This window comes from Halorubrum halophilum (assembly GCF_000739595.1).
In the GTDB taxonomy this organism is placed as follows: domain Archaea; phylum Halobacteriota; class Halobacteria; order Halobacteriales; family Haloferacaceae; genus Halorubrum; species Halorubrum halophilum.
In genome coordinates this window covers 1-17,510 of sequence record NZ_BBJP01000017.1, presented here as the reverse complement: position 1 = coordinate 17,510, position 17,510 = coordinate 1, and the positions used below count along the sequence as shown (strand labels likewise).

At 67.5% G+C, this 17,510-nt stretch carries 18 protein-coding genes; 6 read left to right on the top strand and 12 right to left on the bottom strand.

The window, feature by feature from the left end; all coding sequences use genetic code 11:
- Window positions 1–55 precede the first annotated feature (55 nt).
- Complete coding sequence (locus tag ACP96_RS06410; RefSeq protein ID WP_050032706.1) at window positions 56–1,237, top strand: PAS domain-containing response regulator; 1,182 nt, start codon at window positions 56–58, stop codon at window positions 1,235–1,237.
- A 22-nt stretch (window positions 1,238–1,259) separates the two neighbouring features.
- Here ACP96_RS06410 and ACP96_RS06405 read toward each other — a convergent pair whose 3' ends face one another.
- The 3 genes from ACP96_RS06405 to ACP96_RS06395 are packed head-to-tail and all read right to left on the bottom strand — an operon-like array spanning window position 1,260 to window position 4,275.
- Window positions 1,260–1,886, bottom strand: coding sequence for a thymidine kinase (locus ACP96_RS06405; protein WP_050032705.1), 627 nt, complete (start codon window positions 1,884–1,886; stop codon window positions 1,260–1,262).
- A gap of 24 nt (window positions 1,887–1,910) precedes the next feature.
- Complete coding sequence (locus ACP96_RS06400; RefSeq protein WP_050032704.1) at window positions 1,911–2,975, bottom strand: amidohydrolase family protein; 1,065 nt, start codon at window positions 2,973–2,975, stop codon at window positions 1,911–1,913.
- A 55-nt stretch (window positions 2,976–3,030) separates the two neighbouring features.
- Entirely contained in the window at window positions 3,031–4,275 is a 1,245-nt protein-coding gene (locus ACP96_RS06395) for an HD domain-containing protein (RefSeq protein ID WP_050032703.1), read from the bottom strand.
- Between the two features lie 212 nt (window positions 4,276–4,487).
- Between ACP96_RS06395 and ACP96_RS06390 the strand changes: the two genes are divergently transcribed.
- Together ACP96_RS06390 and ACP96_RS06385 are read left to right on the top strand one after the other, a co-directional pair.
- On the top strand, window positions 4,488–5,729 hold the full coding sequence (locus tag ACP96_RS06390; protein WP_050023524.1) for an RNA-guided endonuclease InsQ/TnpB family protein: 1,242 nt from the start codon (window positions 4,488–4,490) through the stop codon (window positions 5,727–5,729).
- Window positions 5,730–5,797: 68 nt separating this feature from the next.
- Window positions 5,798–6,202: a universal stress protein gene (locus tag ACP96_RS06385; RefSeq protein WP_050023533.1), complete on the top strand. Its 405-nt coding sequence runs from the start codon at window positions 5,798–5,800 to the stop codon at window positions 6,200–6,202.
- A gap of 26 nt (window positions 6,203–6,228) precedes the next feature.
- On the opposite strand, the gene ACP96_RS06380 is transcribed toward ACP96_RS06385, so the two are convergent.
- The 7 genes from ACP96_RS06380 to ACP96_RS06350 form a co-directional block, all read right to left on the bottom strand.
- Window positions 6,229–7,473, bottom strand: coding sequence for an HD domain-containing protein (locus tag ACP96_RS06380; protein ID WP_050032702.1), 1,245 nt, complete (start codon window positions 7,471–7,473; stop codon window positions 6,229–6,231).
- Window positions 7,474–7,557: 84 nt separating this feature from the next.
- The gene (locus ACP96_RS06375; protein ID WP_050032701.1) at window positions 7,558–8,541 is read right to left on the bottom strand and encodes a plastocyanin/azurin family copper-binding protein; all 984 of its coding nucleotides are present in this window, start codon (window positions 8,539–8,541) and stop codon (window positions 7,558–7,560) included.
- An 8-nt stretch (window positions 8,542–8,549) separates the two neighbouring features.
- The gene (locus tag ACP96_RS06370) at window positions 8,550–9,119 is read right to left on the bottom strand and encodes a helix-turn-helix domain-containing protein (RefSeq protein WP_050032700.1); all 570 of its coding nucleotides are present in this window, start codon (window positions 9,117–9,119) and stop codon (window positions 8,550–8,552) included.
- Window positions 9,120–9,687: 568 nt separating this feature from the next.
- Window positions 9,688–10,998 carry a phosphoribosylamine--glycine ligase gene (locus tag ACP96_RS06365; protein WP_050032699.1) on the bottom strand — a complete coding sequence of 437 codons (1,311 nt, stop codon included), beginning with the start codon at window positions 10,996–10,998 and terminating at the stop codon, window positions 9,688–9,690.
- A 96-nt stretch (window positions 10,999–11,094) separates the two neighbouring features.
- A complete protein-coding gene (locus tag ACP96_RS06360; protein WP_050032698.1) occupies window positions 11,095–11,799 on the bottom strand; it encodes a DICT sensory domain-containing protein in 705 nt (234 codons plus the stop codon).
- On the bottom strand, window positions 11,796–12,194 hold the full coding sequence (locus ACP96_RS06355; RefSeq protein WP_449272136.1) for a DUF7344 domain-containing protein: 399 nt from the start codon (window positions 12,192–12,194) through the stop codon (window positions 11,796–11,798). The genes ACP96_RS06360 and ACP96_RS06355 overlap by 4 nt, the downstream gene beginning before the upstream one ends.
- Before the next feature lie 152 nt (window positions 12,195–12,346).
- Window positions 12,347–12,712 carry a group I truncated hemoglobin gene (locus ACP96_RS06350; protein WP_050032697.1) on the bottom strand — a complete coding sequence of 122 codons (366 nt, stop codon included), beginning with the start codon at window positions 12,710–12,712 and terminating at the stop codon, window positions 12,347–12,349.
- 129 nt (window positions 12,713–12,841) lie between these two features.
- Between ACP96_RS06350 and ACP96_RS06345 the strand changes: the two genes are divergently transcribed.
- Entirely contained in the window at window positions 12,842–13,213 is a 372-nt protein-coding gene (locus ACP96_RS06345; protein ID WP_050032696.1) for a glutamyl-tRNA reductase, read from the top strand.
- A gap of 39 nt (window positions 13,214–13,252) precedes the next feature.
- Here the strand turns inward: ACP96_RS06345 and ACP96_RS06340 are convergent, their stop codons facing one another.
- On the bottom strand, window positions 13,253–13,486 hold the full coding sequence (locus tag ACP96_RS06340) for a DUF2249 domain-containing protein (RefSeq protein WP_050032695.1): 234 nt from the start codon (window positions 13,484–13,486) through the stop codon (window positions 13,253–13,255).
- A 169-nt stretch (window positions 13,487–13,655) separates the two neighbouring features.
- On the opposite strand from ACP96_RS06340, the gene ACP96_RS06335 reads away from it, so the two are divergent.
- Together ACP96_RS06335 and katG are read left to right on the top strand one after the other, a co-directional pair.
- A complete protein-coding gene (locus ACP96_RS06335) occupies window positions 13,656–14,042 on the top strand; it encodes a cupin domain-containing protein (RefSeq protein ID WP_050024549.1) in 387 nt (128 codons plus the stop codon).
- A 326-nt stretch (window positions 14,043–14,368) separates the two neighbouring features.
- Window positions 14,369–16,510 carry a catalase/peroxidase HPI gene (gene katG, locus ACP96_RS06330; protein ID WP_050032694.1) on the top strand — a complete coding sequence of 714 codons (2,142 nt, stop codon included), beginning with the start codon at window positions 14,369–14,371 and terminating at the stop codon, window positions 16,508–16,510.
- 27 nt (window positions 16,511–16,537) lie between these two features.
- On the opposite strand, the gene ACP96_RS06325 is transcribed toward katG, so the two are convergent.
- Window positions 16,538–17,443, bottom strand: a complete 906-nt coding sequence (locus ACP96_RS06325) for an HVO_0234 family beta-propeller protein (protein WP_050032693.1) — start codon at window positions 17,441–17,443, stop codon at window positions 16,538–16,540.
- Window positions 17,444–17,510 lie beyond the last annotated feature (67 nt).

Here is a 17,510-nt window from a genome sequence, read left to right as displayed (position 1 = left end):
ACTGTCCGCGGAGCCACCCGAACGTATTTCCACGATGTCGTGGTAGTGTATCGCAATGTCGGATCGGGTCTTCCGTCCGCACGAGGATCGCGAATCGGTCGTCCGAGTGTTGCACGTCGACGACGAGCCGGCGTTCCTCGATCTGGTAGCGACCTACCTCGAACGCATCGACGACGCGTTCGAGGTTCGCTCGGAGACGGACGTAGACGCCGCGCTCGAGGCGGTCGAGTCCGGGTCGATCGACTGCGTTGTCAGCGACTACGAGATGCCCGACACGGACGGGCTGGCCTTCCTCGAACGCGTCCGCGAGCGCGACCGGACGGTGCCGTTCGTCCTGTTCACCGGGAAGGGGAGCGAGGAGATCGCCAGCGAGGCGATCTCCGCCGGCGTCACCGACTACATCCAGAAGCGCTCGGGGACCGACCAGTACACGGTGCTCGCGAACCGGGTCCGGAACGCGGTCGATCAGTCCCGCTCGCGGGCGGCGCTGGCGGCGAGTCAAGAGCGGCTCTCGCGGTTCATCGAGCAGTCGCCGCTCGGCACGATCGAGTACGACGAGGCGTTTCGGATCGTCCGTGCCAACCCGGCCGCCGAGGAGATCCTCGGTTACTCGGAGTCGGAGCTGGTCGGCGGGACGTGGCTGCGCTTCGTCCCCGAGGAGCTCCACCGCCACGTCGCGGCGGTCGAACGGGGGCTCCTCTCCGATAAGGGCGGCTACCGGAGCGTCAACGAGAACGTGCGCGCGGACGGCGAGCGGATCCGTTGCGCGTGGCACAACCAGGTCGTGACCGACGGCGACGGCGAGGTGATCCGCGTCTTCTCGCAGTTCGAGGACGTCACCGAGCGAACGGACCGAAAGCAGGAGGTCGAGCGAACGAACGCGGTCCTGTCGACCGTGCTCGACACGCTCCCGGTCGGGGTGCTCGCCGAGGACGCGGACAGGCGGGTCCTCCGCGTCAACCGCCGCCTGTACGACCTCTTCGAACTCGGCGGGGACCCGGCCGCGGCGATCGGTCGCGACTGCGCGGAGTTCGCCGTCGAGATGAGCGAGCTGTTCGACGACCCCGAGTCGTTCGTCGAACGGATCGAAGCGATCGTCGGCGCGCGACAGCCCGTCGACGACGAGCGGATCGCCCTCGCCGACGGCCGCGTCCTCCTGCGGACGTACCGCCCCGTCGACTTACCGGAGGGGCACGGACACCTGTGGGCCTACCGTCGTGCGACCGACGAGCGGTAGGAATCCTCCTCCGCCGATCCCGTCAGTCGTCGGTCAGGTACGCCCGCTCCGCTTCCGAGCGCTCGCCGGTCCGCAACACGTGGCAGTCGCGGCACCGCGCCTCGTAGGACTCCTCGGCGCCGACGAGGATCGTCGGGTCGTCGACGTGGGCCGGCTCGCCCTCGATGAGCCGCTGGTTCCGGGAGGCGGGCTCGCCGCACTGCGAGCAGATCGCCTGCAGCTTGTCGACGTACTCGGCGGTCGCCATCAGCTCCGGGAGGGGCTCGAACGGCTCGCCGCGGAACGTCTGGTCGGTGCCGGAGACGATCACGCGCGTCCCGTTGTCCGCTAACGCGTTACACACGTCCACTAAGGCGTCGGAGAAGAAGTTCGCCTCGTCGATCGCGACCACCTCGGGGTACGGGTCGTCGTCGAGGATCGCGAGGGGGCCGTCGCCCTCGTTGTCGACGACGGTCGCCTCCCACTGCCGACCGTTGTGGCTCCCGATGGTCGTCTCGCCATAGCGGTCGTCGACGGCCGGCTTGTACACCGCGACGGACTGGCCGGCGATCTCCGAACGCCGGAGGCGCCGGAGCAGCTCCTCCGTCTTCCCCGAGAACATCGACCCCGAAATGACCTCGATCCAGCCGGATCGAGTGATCGCGTGCATGCCCTGACGGGAACGAGCCAGCGACTAAACCGTTTCTCTCCCGGCCGGCTCGCCGCCGATCACGACGCGGGACACGTCCGCCGCGCCGGCGCGCCTGACGATCGCGCGGACGAGGTCGTGCGCGCCGGCGAGGTTGTCGGAGTCGCCGTCGAGGGCGAGCAGGTCCGCGTCCGCGCCGGGCTCGACCACGCCGCGGTTCAGCCCCGCGATTTGCGCGCCGTTCACCGTCGCCATCCGCAGGATCTCTCGGGCGGGGAGATCGGAGAGCTTCGCGGCGAACTCCATCTCGCGGAACATCGACGGCGAGTCGAGCATGACGTTGTCGGTGCCGAGCGCGACGGTCGTCCGCTCGGCGAGGTCGCGGATCGGCGGCACGCCGACGTTGGTCACGAGGTTCGAGCGCGGGCAGACGACCACGGGCGTCCCGCGGTCCTCGAGGCGTTCGAGGTGGATCCCCTCGGCGTGGACCATGTGGACGAGGAAGTCGGGGTCCAGATCCATCGCGGCGTTGATGTCGTCGGCGTCGCGCTCGCCGGCGTGGATCCCGAACAGCTTGTCGGCCTCGCGGGCCTCCGAGCGCACGGCGTCGAAGTCGGCGTCGCGGGCGCCGGAGGCGCCGTACCCCTCGGCGACCGCGAGCACGTCCGGGTCGTCGCGGCCGAACACGACCGGCTCGATGGCCCGCTCGCCGAAGTCGACGCCCTCGCCCGCGACCGCGTCCCGGAGCGCGGCGACCCCCTCGACGCCGCCCTCGCGGAACTCGAGGAAGGTGCCGGTCCCGGTCGACTCCATGTACCGGAGGCTCCGCGCCATCGCGCCGACCTTCTCCTCGCGGCTCGCCTCGCGCAGGAGCCGGTGTTTGAGCCCGTCCGGCGGCGCGACCAGCTCGTCGAGCGAGAGCCCCTCGCCGGCCTCCTTGGCGATCGAGTCGCCGATGTGGGTGTGGGCGTTGACGAACGCCGGGAGGATCACGTCGTCGCTCTCGACCGACTCCTCCTCGATCCGGACGATCTCACCGTCGGCGACGACGACCCGGCCTTCGACCGGCTCGAACTCCGGACCGATCAGAACGGTCCCCTCAAGGTTCATACTCGCGGGTCGCCGGCGCCGGAGTAAAAGGTCACGACAGGGATCGGCCCCTCGATCACGTCCCGTCGTGGAATTCGTCGAGCGTCGTCGGCATCGCGCCGCGCACCTCCGCGACGAGCCCGTCGGGGTCGAGGCCGAGCACGTCGGCGGCGGCGCGACCGACGCGGTCGGTCGCGGGTCGGGGAGCGTACACGCCGAGTCGCCACTGGTTGCGCTGGGCGGTCCGGAGCGCGGAGACGAGCGGGGACTGGCGCTCCAACCGGCGCACCTCGCCGTTGACGGTGACGCGCGCGGTCGACTCCCGCATCGACGGCTCGGGGGGGACGTCGAGGATCACGTGCTGGCGGGCGACGCCGGCCTCCTCGGCGATCTCGCGCTCCAGTTCGGTCTCGGCGTCGTGGTCGGCCTCGTGGACGCGCTCGGGGACGTCGTCGTACTCGGCCCACACCGCGAGCTTGTAGAGGTCGCGCTCGTCGTAGCGCCGGGAGAGATCGGTCGTCTCCGGGCAGCTCCGGATCGCTGCGAGGAAGTCGTGGTCGTCCATCCGTCGGAGCTCTGCCGCGGTCGTCGGCGTCGCGTCGAGGAGGTCGCTCGCGGCCCGGCGCAACATCGCCTTCGAGATGCGCGCGACGTGGTGGGTGTAGACGACCGGGTTCATCAGCGCGCGAGCGAGCAGGAGGCTCTCGGCCGTCTGGACGTTCCCCTCGTCCAGGACGAGCTCGTTCTCGCCGGTGCCGGCGTCGACGAACGTCAGCTCCCGGACGAACCGCTCGGTGTCGATGGTGCCGTACGGGACCCCGGTGTGGTAGGCGTCGCGCACGAGGTAGTCCATCCGGTCCACGTCGAGTTCGCCCGAGACGAGCCCGCCGTACGGCCCCTCGCCCGCGACGAGCCCGGCGATCCGGTCGGGGTCGAGGTCGTGGTCGCGGAGCACCTCACCCACCGCGCCGGTCGCGAGCAGTTCGTCCACGTCGTCGTGGTACTTCCCCGTGCGGCGATGCGTGAGCGACTCCAGGTTGTGGCTGAACGGGCCGTGCCCCACGTCGTGGAGCATGGCCGCCGCCTCGATCCGGTCCGCGCGTTTCCCCTCGATCCCGAGGTGGTCGAGCGCCCGGCTGGCGAGGTGGTAGACGCCGAGCGAGTGCTCGAACCGGGTGTGGTTCGCGGAGGGGTAGACGAGCTGGACCGTGCCGAGCTGTTTGACGTGGCGGAGGCGCTGGACGGCGGGGGTGTCGAGGAGATCGGCGGCGACGCCGTCGATCTCGATGTGGTCGTGGACGGTGTCCTTGACCGTGATCATGCGCCGACGTTCGTCGGCACGGGATAAAAGCGGCGTGCGTCGTCGAAAACGTCCAATCTACCGGAATCCGGACCGTTGCCGAAATTTGGAACGGCCGGCACGATTTATACCGGTCCGCGAGACGAATACCTCGACCCACCGTGGTCGGGGATGAAGCCGACAACTCGTGACACAAACCATTAAATGAATATATCGATGATTAGCAGACAGCGATGGAATACAGTCACCGCTACCACGCCTACCCGACACAAGAGGTAGCGGCTGATCTGGAATACCATCTAGACGTTCATCGCCAACTCTACAACCACGTCCGCTGGGACTACACGAACAGTCCCGAGGACGACAAACCGAACGAGTACGACCAGAACAACAAACTCCCCACGTGGAAACGCAAGTGGCCGGTGTTCGGTGAATTGTACTCGAAAGCCGCACAAGCCACCGTCGCTCGTTTCCACCGTAACCTCTCGAACCTTCGTAAAAAGGAAGAGAAAGGGTACAACGTTGGTCGGCTCAAACGACAATCACCTACCGAGTACCGAAGCGTGACGTACAACCAGTCTGGTTTTGACCTCGATGAAAAGGGGGGCCACGACAAGTACGCATACGTGCGCTTCAGCAAAATCGGGTGGGTGAAAATCCGGTACTCTCGTCGGATTCCTGACCACGCCACGATCAAAGAGGTCACGATCAAAAAAGAGACGACTGGCGAGTGGTTCGTCTCCTTCGGTCTGGAAACTGACGACGCCAACTTGCCCGAGAAACCCGACGTAGACTCGCTGGACGCGAGCAACAGCGTTGGGATCGACCTCGGCATCCAGAACTACATCCACACATCGGATGGCAAAACCGTAGAGTGGCTTGATCTCGAAGACGACTACGAGCGTCTTCGCCGCGAGCAACGCAAACTCTCGCGGAAGCAACACGGATCGAACAACTACGAGCGACAACGCCAGAGGGTCGCCACGATCAAACGCCACATTCGCCGGAAGGTGCTTGACTACCAGCACAAGATTACGACGTGGCTCGTAAGAGAGTACGACGCAGTGTTCGTGGAAGACCTAAACATCCAGAGTATGCTTCAGGGCGACGAGAACGCTCGAAACAAGCAAGATGTGGCGTGGAGACAGTTCATCACGCTTCTCGAATACAAAGCCGACCTCTACGGGGCTCACGTCGTTCAGATCGAGGCAAGAGGGACGACAAAGGAGTGCGCGTCGTGTGGTGTGGAGACAGCGAAGCCGATCTGGGTCAGGGACCATTCGTGTCCGGCGTGTGGGTTTGAGACAGATAGGGACGCGAATGCGGCGATGAACGTCTTGCAGAGAGGCTTTTCTGAACTAGGGCTGGGATGGCCCGAATCAACGCCTGTAGAGACTGTGGCCGCTACGGACACAACTCAGTTTGAGTCTGTGTCTGCAAGTCACGTCATCGAAACAGGAAGCCTGCCCTCGTGAGAGCAGGATTCCCCGCGCCACCGTGCGCGAGGTAAACATTCAAACGTCCGGTAATCGAACGGATGACCATGTACGACGTGCTCATCGGCATCGACAACGCGGAAGACGACCGTGCGGTCGCGCAGGCGGAAGCGATCGCGGACCTCCCGACGGAGGAGGGGGCGGTGACCGCGCACCTGTGTCACGTGTTTCAGGATAACCCCGAAGGCGCCTCAGTCCACCAGATATCGGCGGTGCGGCGCGCCCGCGAGATCCTCGAGGAGGCCGGGATCAGCTGCGTCCACTACGAGGCGAGCGGCGATCCCTCCGACGAGCTGCTCGCGGCCGCGGCCGACGTCGACGCGGACGCGATCTGCGTCTCCGGCCGGAAGCGACGCCCGACCGGCAAGGCGGTCTTCGGGAGCGTGACCCAAGACGTGATTCTGGGGGCCGACCGGCCGGTGTTCGCGGTTCCGGCGCCGAAAAGCGACTGAACTACGTCCGCGCGACGACTGAGCCGCTACGTCCGCGCGCCGCCTCCCGCACCGCGGAGCCCGAGGGCGTCGCGCGCCGCCTCGCCGACCGCGTCGACGTGCTCGGCCGGGCAGTAGACCCCGAGCGTCCAGCGGCGGCGCTCGGCGCTTCGTAGCCCTGCCACCAGCTCGGAGGCGTCCTCCAGCCGCTGCGGGACGCCGTCGACGACGACGGTCGAGCCGGACTCCTTCAGGCCGGGACGAGAGGGCACGTCGACGACGACCGCGTCGCGGTCGAGCCCGACCGCCGCGGCGATCTCGCGTTCGGCCGCGCGCTCCTCGCCGTGGCCGGCGTCGACGGTGCCCGCCGGCACGTCCTCCAGCCCGACCCACACCGCCCGCTTGTAGAGGTCGCGGCGCTCGATCCGCTCCCCGAGCGCGGGGACCTCCTCGCGGAGCGCGACGAGGAGGTCGTGGTCGGCCATCCGGCGGAAATCGGTCGCGTCGGTGTCCGTCCGATCGAGGTAGCGCTCGCAGGCGCGCTCCAGCATCGCGCCGGCGACCCGCGAGACGTGGTGGCGGTAGACGACGGCGTTCATCAGCGACCGGGCGACGAGCAGGCTCTCGGCGGTCGGGACGTTCCCCTCCGCGAGCACCAGTTCGGCGTTCTCGGGGTCGACCGGCGGGGATCCGGCGGTCCCGCCCGACCTGCCAGACCGATCGTCCCCCGCGAGCCGGAGCTCGTTGACGAGCCGGCCGGTGTCGACCGTGCCGTACGGGACGCCGGTGTGGTGGGCGTCGCGCACGAGGTAGTCCATCCGGTCCACGTCCAGTTCGCCCGAGACGAGCGCGCCCAGCCCGCCCTCTCCCGCGATCAGCGAGGCGACGCGCTCCGGGTCCAGCCCGTTGCGTTCGAGGACTTGGCACACCTCGCGGTCGGCGTCGGTCAGGAGCCACGCGATGTCGTCGTGGTCGCGGCCCGTCGCGCGCCGGATGATCCCCTCGGTCTGGTGGCCGTAGGGGCCATGGCCCACGTCGTGGAGGAGCGCCGCCGCGCGGACGTGGTCGGCGGTGTCGTCGTCGAGGCCCAGCCCGTCTATCGCGCCGCGCGCGAGGTGGTAGACGCCGAGGGAGTGCTCGAAGCGAGTGTGGTTCGCGGAGGGGTACACCAGCCGGACGGTGGACAGCTGTTTGATGTGCCGAAGCCGCTGAAAGGCGGGCGTGTCGACCAGCTCGGCCGCGAGGTCGCCGAGCCGGACGTGGCCGTGGACGCTGTCCTTGATCGCCTTCATTACCCGACGGTGGACCGCCGCGGAATTGGTCGTTTCGGCTCGCAGTCGGGGCAGCTTACGGTCGGACCGGTGCTCCCCGCCGCGTCAGTACCGCGACGCGACCACGACGACCGCGCCGCGCATCCCGTCGTCGCGGTGGCGTTCGCACGCGTACTCGTGGATTCCCGGCTCCTCGAAGGTGTGCTCGAAGACGTGCTCGTCCTCCTGTTCGTCGGGGGAAGCGGCGGCCTCGACGGCGACGAGGTCGCTCTCGAACGAGCCGTCCTCGGCGACGATGCTGTGTTCGCCCGCGCCGGGGATCCAGCGCCACCTGACGGTCGTCCCGGGCGTCACCCGGAGCGCGGGGGTGTCGTAGACGGGCGCCGTCTCCCACTCGCCTGCTTCCGGGTCGTACCCTCCGGGACCGCCGACGCGGACGGTGACCGCGTCCCGCCGGAGCGGGCTCTCCGTCTCCGCGACGCCCGGCGTTCCCGACGCGGCCGGCGTCTCCGCGAACCAGTCGCCGTAGTCGACGGGAGTCGTGTCGTACTCCGTGACGTACGACTCGATCTCCGGGCCGACGACGAGCGCCCCCTGTTCCCCGATCGCCTGATGGGGACGACAGGAGTACCGGGTGATCCCCTCGTCGGCCTCGGTCACGGTGACCGCGTACTCGTGGGCCGCCTCGTCGGTGAGTTCCGACTCGATCGCCGCGGGACCGTCATAGGTCACCACGTCGTGCAGGCCGGCGTCGCCGGCCCACTCCCAGCGGACCGTCGTGTCGTAGTCCACCCACACCGCCGCCGGGTCGAACCGGAAGCCGTCGCCGGCGCCGACCGTGATCGCGACCTCGTCCTCGCCGCGCCGGTCGACCGTCCCGGCGTAGTCGACGCCGCCAGCGAACCAGTGGCCGTACTCCGGCTCGGGGGCGTCGGTCGTGTCGGTGAACTCGTCGTCGGAGCCGTCGCCGTCGCTCCCGTCCTCACCGGTCGGGTCGAACGAGCCGAGACAGCCGGCGAGCGTTCCGAGCGTTCCCCCGGCCGCCAGCGCCAGCGCGCGGCGGCGGGAGGTGGAGGGCGTTCGCGACATCGCTCGGACTACTCGTCGACGATATCCACACCGAGTCGCTCTTCGAGGGCGCGGACGACGGAGCCGCCCACGTTGGCGGTCGCGGCCCGTCCGTCCTCGACTGCGAACAGGTCGTCCTCGTCGACGTCGAGCTCCTCGGCCAGCTCCTCGACGGTGAGCCCGGCGTCCTGCCGGGCCTCGGAGACCGTCTCGCCGTAGCCGGAGACGAGGTACGGGAGCCGGTCGGACTCGTAGTTGGTCCCGCCCTCCTCCCAGTGCTTTGAGTCGCCCGTCGCGGAGTCGTACATCTTCGCCTGCTTGCGGGCGAGCTCCTTCTTCCGGCTCTCCGGGCCGCTCGAGTCGGCGCTCGCGCCGCCGGGGCTGCCGCCCGAGCTGCCGCCCTGGCTCCCGCCCGACCTCGATCCGCCGTGCCCGCTCGGAGCGTTGCCGGCGTCGTCGTGGGGGCGGCAGTCGGAGCAGACGAGGAGCTTCGCCCCGGCGACCGTGGCCCGCCCGAGGTCTGTGGTCTCGCGCCCGCAGAGCTCGCAGGCGTCGCCGTCGTCGCCGCCGCCGCCACCGCCCGTCGAGTACTTCGCCATACCGCGAGTAGTGGGCCCCGATCGTTAAAAGGCCGTGGAGGGGCGCCCGTCGATCGAGACGCGTCGGCCGGCGTCACTCACCTCGCGGTTCCTCGGTCTGATCGCGCGAGCGATGGCGGGAGTGCGTGACGCAGATCGGTGGCGGCAGCGCGATATTTAAATGACCGTGAACCACTTCGGCGATCACTTATAAATGAACGCGGCTGTGCGGTGGCGCGCGCCTCCGAGCGCCCAACGGGCGCGAGGAGCGCCGCGCGAGGGAGTCGGTCGCCCGGAGCAACGCGGAGGGCGGCCGACGAGGCTGGGGAGGCGTGAGGCTGCGGTTGCGGTACGGCGGGTGGGTCTCAAAGGGGCAGCCGAGAGGGCGGCGCACGCTCGCTGCGCGCTTCAGTCGCTCGTTGCACTCGCTCCTTCCAGTGCTTACGTCGCCTGCGCCGCCCTCTCGGCTGGGGCTTTGGAGGTGTTCACCGCAGATCCATCTTCTACTTATAAACAGCCGACAGCAACACCACTTGGTCACTTATAAACAACCGATCAACCGCACTGATTCACCTACTCCCGCTATCGATCACGGTCCGAGGTAGCCCCACGCTTGCAGCCGATCGCCGTCGCCGTCGACCCAGCGCTCGCCGATGTCGTCGCGGTAGTACATGTTGGGCATCACGATGTCGTCGATCCGGTCGTACGCCTGCTCGCGCGCGGCCTGCATCGTCTCGCCCTTGCCGGTCACGACGATGGGCATCCCGTTGTCGCCGGCGGCGCGCCACTGGCCGTCGACCTGCTTCGCGTCTTCGAGATGAATGCCTTCCCGACTCTCCGTTTCGAACACCACGGCCGCGTTCCGCGAGTTCTCGTCGTACGTCTTCTCGTCGTCGAACGGGAACGGCGGGAGGACGACTCGCACGGCGATTTGGTATCCGTTGTGAACGTCGACCGCGGGCTCGTTGCCGCGCGCGAGGTCGGCGAAGAACCGACCGGTGGACGACTCGATCGACTCTTCCTGTAACGCGATCGTCGGGTACCCGAACCGCGGCGTGAACTCCAGCGGGTAGATCCCATTCTCGTTGACGATGCAGTTGATGTCGATGCTCCCGACGTACCCCTCGTCGGCGAGCCAGCCCTCGATCTTCCCGAACGTCTCTTTGAACAGCTTGTTCTGACCCGCCCAGAACATCGAGGTCCCCATCTCGCCGGTCGAAGGACCGATGTTTCCCGGGAATAATTTCTTGTGCTCGAAATTGAAGTTAACCTGATCGATGAACTCGTTCCCGTTGAAGAACCCGCAGATCGCGATCTCGACGCCCTCGACCTTCCGCTGAAGCTGGAAGCCCTTCATCCGGTGGCCCCACGCCTTCTTGTACGCCTTCAGCACGTCGACCACGTCGCTGCCGTCGTCCTCGTTCCCGACGTACAGTAAGCGCTTGACGTTCTGGACTTCGCCGAGCGGTTTGATCACGTACGGTGCAGGGTTCTCTTGGACGTGCTGTATCCCCGCGTCGAAACTGTCGAAGATGTGGTGTTCGACGGTGTTCACGCCGTGGTCTTCGAGGATCTCCATCGCGTATCCTCGGTCCTCTTCGAGGTGATCGGTGTTCGGCGTCCCGCCGACGACGGCTTTCCCTTTCTCGCGGAGTTCCTGGGCGAGTTCCCCCGTGCCGATGTCGGAACCGACCCAGATGTCGTCGAAGACGATCACGTCGGCCCACTCAACCTCGGCGCGCCAGTCGTCGGTCTTGGGGACGAAGCCGTCGCCGATCTCCCGGTCGCTCTCGGCCTCGATGTAGTACTTCACGTCGTGGCCCTCGCGGTGGACCTGCCACGCGAGGTCCGTGATCAGCGCGGCGTCCGCGGAGACGAACAGAAACCGTTCGGTGTCCATGGCGGCACCTCTCGCGGCGGGGACTTGAGTGTGCATGTCGGCCGCGACCCGAGGCGCTCGGGTTCCGGCCGTCCGGTGGCCGAGTTCCAGCCCGGATTAGGCCACAGTGAACGCCGTCGAGATGTCCTCGACGGTGGCCGGGTCGTTCGTCCAGAACCCGGTGTACCCGTCCGCGTTCTCCTCGGCGACCAGGCCGCAGGCCTGATCCTCGTCCGGGCCGCCGTCGTACGCCATGACCCAGTAGGGGTCGAGCCTCGCCTCCACGTCGGCGTGATAGGTGATCCCGGGGACCCCCGACGGCGTCCAGTCCTCGACGCCGTACACGCGGACATCGAGGGCGGTCTCGGTGCCGAGGGCCCGATAAACCTCCGACTGGGACTCGAACGCCGAGGCCCGCTGAAAACTCACGGACAGGGTTCCCGCTCCGACCCGAAAGGCGCGGTCTTCGATCTCGCGACTGACCGCGAGGAGCTCCCGACGATCCATCCCGGAAAACACCGTCCGATCGAATATCGCGAAGAGCGCTCGGTACCCCTCGGATATCTCGTCTCGGTCGCCCGGACGACGGATCGGCGATTCGAGTAGCATCTCGACCGCGTCGACGCCGATGATGCCCGTTACCTCCCCGTCGATTTCGATCTCGATGAAGGGGCTCGGGCCGCCCGCCGGAAGCGATCGCGACTCGACGGCGACGCCGTGGTCGGCGAGCCACGTCTCGATGTCGAGTCGGTCACCGCTCCTGTAGACGATCACCCGATGCCGCTCTCTCCGAAACCCGGAGAGGAGGGAGCCGGGCGTCACGCTGACTCGTCGGACCGTTCAGCCTCGACGCTCTGCCTGATGACCTGCGCGACCCGCGGATGGAGCGATTCGAGACGGACGGTGTCACCGTTCGAGTCGTACTCTATCAGTCCCGCGTCCGCGAGTTGCGGCAAGTGGCTGTGCAGGAGCTGGAGGCGGATCGCCGATCGGTCCTCCGACGTGTACATCGTCCCCGTCGTCGTGGCTTCCCAGCCGCTGAGGACGGACGCGATCTCCTCGACGGTGCGTTCCTCGTGTTCGAGCAAGTAATAGAGCAGCCGTCGGCGATGAAGCGAAGTAAGCGCCCGATAGAACCGATCCTCCGCTAACCGCGGTGGAGGGTTTCCCGTCCCCTCGGGGGCTTGTCGAGCAGGCGCGTTTTCTGGTCCTCCCATACACGTCCTATCTGTGACAATGGGCCAAGTAGTTATGCACGTTACAAGGCGAAAGCCCCGCCCTGAAGGGCGGGGAGGATGTCAACTCCTCGCAGGCCTCCGACGAGGCGCACGGAACCCGTCGGATCACCGAGATGGACGACCGAAGCCGCCTACTGGCCGACCACGTCCGGTTCGAGCGCGCCGACCTCATCGAGAATCGTCTCGACGTTCTCCTCATCGACGCCGTGCTCTCTGAGCGCCTCCGCGAGGAAGGTCGCGACCCGCCCGAACGCCTCCTCGGTGATTCCCATCCCCTCGTGGGCCGCCCGCATGTCCGCGCCCTCGTAGGAGACCGGGCCGCCGGCGACCGCGCTGATGAACTGGACTTGGTGGGCGTACAGCGCCTCGCGGTCGACGCCCTCGAAGTACGGTTCAAGGACCGGATCGTCGAAGACGCGGTCGTAGAAGTCCGAGACGACGGCTTCGACGGCCTCTCGGCCACCGATGTCTGCGTAGATCGACTGGGAATCGGGCATCGGATCGGTACACTTCGTTCCGACGGAAGACCCTACCGAAAGAACATGTTCGGGGGTGTTCGTGGGACCCGATCACCCGCCGAATACGTTCGGGAGAACACACTCCCCTGCGCCGACCGACCCTCGGGTATGAGCACCGACCGGTCCGAAGGGACCGTCGCCCGGTCCGAGTCGGAGCCAGACCGATCCGACCCGCCTCTCGATCTGGAGCGATCCGACCCGCCTCTCGATCCGGAGCGACTCCGGAGGCGGCTCCGCCGTCGAACCGACGAGATCGAACGGCACGAGGTCGACGAGGCGATCTCGGCGCTCGACGCACGCGGCGACCTCACCGAGGAGCAGCGCGAGATCGTCCGAGATCTCGGGTCCGCGCTCGTCGAGGAACTGACCGCAGCGCCGGAGCAGACGCTGGAGCAGGCGGCCCGGATCGAGCGGCCGGAAGAGCGGGACCGAATGCGAACGCGGGCGATCCGTCGACTGTTCGACCTCGGCGAGGCGTAGCTTCGATCTCAAAAACGCGTTCGCGTCCCGGTAACGGCCTCAAACCTCCGTCTTCGGGAACTCCGCAACGAACTCGTCGGGCGCGTTCTGCCGCACCTCGTACGCCTCCTCGTCGAACGCGGAGACCTCGGCCGCCATCTCGTAGTACAGCGGCTTCGGTTCGTGGTCGTTGACGATCGTGAGCGTCTCGCCCGGATCCATCTCGTCGAACTCGTCGTGGATCTTGTCGTGGCGATTCACCGGCGGGATCTCGCGGACGTCGAGTTTCGGCATGCGATCGGAGAGTCGGGACGTGGCGGATTCCGTGTTGAGCCGAATACGTTCGGGGACACGCACTCGCCCGCGGGCCGCCAACGCTCGACCGTGATCGATACCGCATCCGATCTGCCGACAGGCATCGACAGGGACTACCGCACACCGACCGTCAGGAGGGGTGAGTGACGTGCCGGCGACCGACTTCGACGCCGAGCGCGACTACGACGACGAGCGGTTCTCGACCAGCGAGGTGTTCCGGAGCGACCGGATGAAGGTCGTCTGCGGCTACTTCGAGCCGGGGCAGTTCATCCCGGTCCACGCGCCGGACAGCGACGTGGCGATCACGGTTCGCTCCGGCTCCGGCACCGTCCGGGAAGGCGAGACGGAGCGATCGGTCGGACCCGGCGACGTCGTCGTCGTGGAGGCGGGGACCGCGCGCGGCGTGAGGGCGAGCGACGGAGAGCGACTGGAGGCGTCGCTCGTCACCGCGCCGCCGCCGACCGACGCGGAACACGACCCCGTCAGATCGGGGATCCGACGCGGGGAGTTCGACCCGCGTGCCGACGGGGAATAACGACCCCAGTGGGTCGGGAACGCGAACTGCCACAATGGGGGTGTTTTCACTTTTTAAAGTCTTATTTATGAAGTCGAAAATTAATTTCTAATTAATAAATGGCACGGCGGACAGTAGCCAGCTTTTTATTTGACGTCGATAAAGAAACGATGACGCCGAATGCGTGACGACTCCAGCTTCTGGAACGGACGCTATCGATCTCCGCGCGCCGGTCGCTCTCGCGCCGCCGGTACCGGATTTCGGTCGCCCGTTTTCGACCGATGGAGTCCCTCTGCAGACGCTTTCGGTGCGGTTAGGAACGACGCAACCACAGCACTTCAACCATAATGCCAAGAGACAACACAGATTGGTGGCCGAACCAGCTAGACCTAGACGTCCTCGACGAGCACGCCGGTAACCCCGGCCCGATCGACGAGGAGTTCGATTACGCCGAGGCGTTCGAGGAGCTCGACCTCGAGGCGGTGAAAGAGGACATCGAGGAGGTAATGACGACGTCGCAGGACTGGTGGCCGGCCGACTACGGCACCTACGGGCCGCTGTTCATCCGGATGGCGTGGCACAGCGCCGGCACGTACCGGACGCACGACGGCCGCGGCGGCGCCTCCGGCGGGCGACAGCGGCTCCCGCCGCTCAACAGCTGGCCGGACAACGTCAACCTCGACAAGGCGCGGCGACTGCTCTGGCCCGTCAAACAGAAGTACGGTCGCAAACTCTCGTGGGCCGACCTGATCGTTCTCACCGGGAACGTCGCCCTCGAGTCGATGGGCTTCGAAACCTTCGGCTTTGCGGGCGGCCGCGAGGACGACTTCAAGCCCGACGACGCCGTCGACTGGGGCCCCGAAGACGACTGGGAGATGACCTCGTCGGAGCGCTTCGAGGAGGACGGACGGCTCGACGACGCGCTCGGGAACACCGTCATGGGCCTCATCTACGTGAATCCGGAGGGGCCGAACGGCGAGCCCGATCTGGAGGGGTCCGCGAACAACATCCGCGACACGTTCAGCCACATGGCGATGAACGACAAGGAGACGGTCGCGCTCATCGCCGGCGGGCACACCTTCGGCAAGGTCCACGGCGCCGACGACGGCGACCACCTCGGCCCGGAGCCCGAGGACGCTCCGATCGATCTGCAGGGCCTCGGCTGGGACAACGATTTCGGCGAGGGCAAGGGCCCCGACACGATCACCAGCGGGATCGAAGGACCGTGGAACGCCACCCCGACCGCGTGGGACCTGAGCTACGTCAACAACCTGCTCAGTTACGAGTGGGAGCCGGAGAAGGGTCCCGGCGGCGCGTGGCAGTGGACCACGAAGAACGACGAGCTCGATAACGCCGCCCCCGGTGTCGACGACCCCTCCGACAAGGAGGACGTGATGATGCTCACGACGGACGTGGCGCTGAAACACGACGACGACTTCCGGGCGGTCTTAGAGGAGTTCCGCGACGACCCCGACGAGTTTCAGGAGTCGTTCGCGAAGGCGTGGTACAAGCTCATCCACCGCGACATGGGCCCGCCGGAGCGGTTCCTCGGTCCCGAGGTCCCGGAGGAGACGATGCTCTGGCAGGACCCGCTCCCCGACGCCGACTACGAGATCGTCGGCGAGGCGGAGGTCGCCGAGCTCGAAGACCTGATCGCGGCGTCCGACCTCTCGGTCTCCGAGCGAGTCAAGACCGCGTGGGCGTCCGCGTCCACGTTCCGCCACAGCGACAAGCGCGGCGGCGCGAACGGCGCGCGTATCCGCCTCGAACCCCAGCGCAGCTGGGAGGTCAACAACCCCGAGGAGCTGGAGTCCGTGCTGGAGACCTACGAAGGGATTCAGGCCGAGTTCAACGACTCCCGTAACGACGACACGCGCGTGTCGCTCGCGGACCTCATCGTCCTCGGCGGCAACCTCGCCGTCGAGCAGGCCGCCGCGGACGCCGGCTACGATATCGACATCTCGTTCGAGCCGGGTCGCGTCGACGCGACGCAGGAGCAGACCGACGCGGAGTCCTTCGAGGCGCTCGAACCGGAGGTAGACGGCTTCCGAAACTACTTCAGTGAGAACCTCCCGAACGAGCCGGAACACGAGATGGTCGATACGGCTGAACTGCTGAAGCTGACCGTCCCCGAGATGACGGTGCTCGTCGGCGGGATGCGCGTCCTCGACGCGAACTACGACGGCTCCGACCGCGGCGTGTTCACCGACGAGCCGGAGACGCTGACGAACGACTTCTTCGTCAACCTGCTCGACTTCGACCGCGACTGGGAGCCCGTCGACGACGACGAGGAGGTCTTCGAACTCGTCGACCCCGAGACCGGCGAGGTCGACTGGACGGCGACGCGACTGGACCTGATCTTCGGATCGAACTCCCGGCTCCGCGCCGTCTCAGAGGTCTACGGCGCCGCCGACGGCGAGGAGCAGTTCGTGCAGGACTTCGCCGACGCGTGGAGCAAGGTCATGACGCTCGACCGCTTCGATCTCTAGAGTCGAGCAGTAGCGGTTTTCACTTTCTCACTCCACGACTGCGAGCGCGACGCCGGCCACTCCCCGCACGCCGACGACTTGGTGACGCCAACCGTCGCCGGCGTCGACGCAGAGGGTGCCGGCGTCAGTCACGGCCACCGATACGCCGGGACCGTAGCCGAGCGCGACCGGCTCCTCGTCGACCGGGAGGTCCGCCGCGGTCCACGTCTCGGTGTCCCACCCGTCGACGTCGCTCTCGTGGACCACCAGGTCGCCGTCGACGACCGCCATCGCGTGGCCGTCGCCGTCGGCGGCGGCCGCGGTGGCGTCGCCCTCCAGCGCCGTCATCCAGCCGTTCCCCAGCCAGTAGACGCCGGCTGCGGTCGCCGCGAGGGGCATCCCCGCTCCCGCCACGTCGCGGGCGTCGTCGAGGCCGACGGAGGTGAGAGTGTCGGACTCGTTCGCACTGTCGCTCCCGGAGATCTGATAGACTCCGTCCACGGCCGCAACGAGGGGGCCATCGATCGCACGCGGCTGCGAGACGGTTCCGATCGAGATCGCTTCCGGATCTGCGACGCCGTTACCGACCTCGATGCGGCTGATCTCGCCGTCATCGCGCGCTGCGAGGAACGCGTCGTCGTAGACGCCGACGGCGACGAGCGGTTTCGAGCCGGCCGGGTCGGCGGGCTCGAACTCGGGATCGTCACCGACGACGGCGACGTGCAGGCCGTCCGCGGTCGCGATCCCGACGAGATCCGGACCGTCGTCGCGGGCGAGGACCGCGACATCGCGGGCGGGCTCGCGGGCGACCATGTCGAACGCGCCGACCTTGTCGGCCGAGAGCGCCACCCGGACGACGCCGCTCTCGGTGGCGACGTACGCGTCGGTGCGGCCCGCCGTCCCGGCGTACACGCGCTTCTCCTCGATCGAGATGTCGTCTTCGGCGGGGGCCATTGGCGGGGGGGTGGGCGGGGGGGGGCGAAAACCCCCCCCGGGGGGGGGGGGGGGGGGGGGGGGACCC

What these genes read in the sequence shown, in the direction of transcription:
- ACP96_RS06400 (WP_050032704.1), bottom strand. Translation starts at nt 2,975, where the DNA reads ATGAACCTTGAGGGGACCGTTCTGATCGGTCCGGAGTTCGAGCCGGTC.
- ACP96_RS06405 (WP_050032705.1), bottom strand. Translation starts at nt 1,886, where the DNA reads ATGCACGCGATCACTCGATCCGGCTGGATCGAGGTCATTTCGGGGTCG.
- ACP96_RS06380 (WP_050032702.1), bottom strand. Translation starts at nt 7,473, where the DNA reads ATGAAGGCGATCAAGGACAGCGTCCACGGCCACGTCCGGCTCGGCGAC.
- ACP96_RS06410 (WP_050032706.1), top strand. Translation starts at nt 56, where the DNA reads ATGTCGGATCGGGTCTTCCGTCCGCACGAGGATCGCGAATCGGTCGTC.
- ACP96_RS06345 (WP_050032696.1), top strand. Translation starts at nt 12,842, where the DNA reads ATGAGCACCGACCGGTCCGAAGGGACCGTCGCCCGGTCCGAGTCGGAG.
- ACP96_RS06365 (WP_050032699.1), bottom strand. Translation starts at nt 10,998, where the DNA reads ATGGACACCGAACGGTTTCTGTTCGTCTCCGCGGACGCCGCGCTGATC.
- ACP96_RS06340 (WP_050032695.1), bottom strand. Translation starts at nt 13,486, where the DNA reads ATGCCGAAACTCGACGTCCGCGAGATCCCGCCGGTGAATCGCCACGAC.
- ACP96_RS06370 (WP_050032700.1), bottom strand. Translation starts at nt 9,119, where the DNA reads ATGGCGAAGTACTCGACGGGCGGTGGCGGCGGCGGCGACGACGGCGAC.
- ACP96_RS06390 (WP_050023524.1), top strand. Translation starts at nt 4,488, where the DNA reads ATGGAATACAGTCACCGCTACCACGCCTACCCGACACAAGAGGTAGCG.
- ACP96_RS06385 (WP_050023533.1), top strand. Translation starts at nt 5,798, where the DNA reads ATGTACGACGTGCTCATCGGCATCGACAACGCGGAAGACGACCGTGCG.
- ACP96_RS06350 (WP_050032697.1), bottom strand. Translation starts at nt 12,712, where the DNA reads ATGCCCGATTCCCAGTCGATCTACGCAGACATCGGTGGCCGAGAGGCC.
- ACP96_RS06325 (WP_050032693.1), bottom strand. Translation starts at nt 17,443, where the DNA reads ATGGCCCCCGCCGAAGACGACATCTCGATCGAGGAGAAGCGCGTGTAC.
- ACP96_RS06355 (WP_449272136.1), bottom strand. Translation starts at nt 12,194, where the DNA reads ATGGGAGGACCAGAAAACGCGCCTGCTCGACAAGCCCCCGAGGGGACG.
- ACP96_RS06375 (WP_050032701.1), bottom strand. Translation starts at nt 8,541, where the DNA reads ATGTCGCGAACGCCCTCCACCTCCCGCCGCCGCGCGCTGGCGCTGGCG.
- katG (WP_050032694.1), top strand. Translation starts at nt 14,369, where the DNA reads ATGCCAAGAGACAACACAGATTGGTGGCCGAACCAGCTAGACCTAGAC.
- ACP96_RS06395 (WP_050032703.1), bottom strand. Translation starts at nt 4,275, where the DNA reads ATGATCACGGTCAAGGACACCGTCCACGACCACATCGAGATCGACGGC.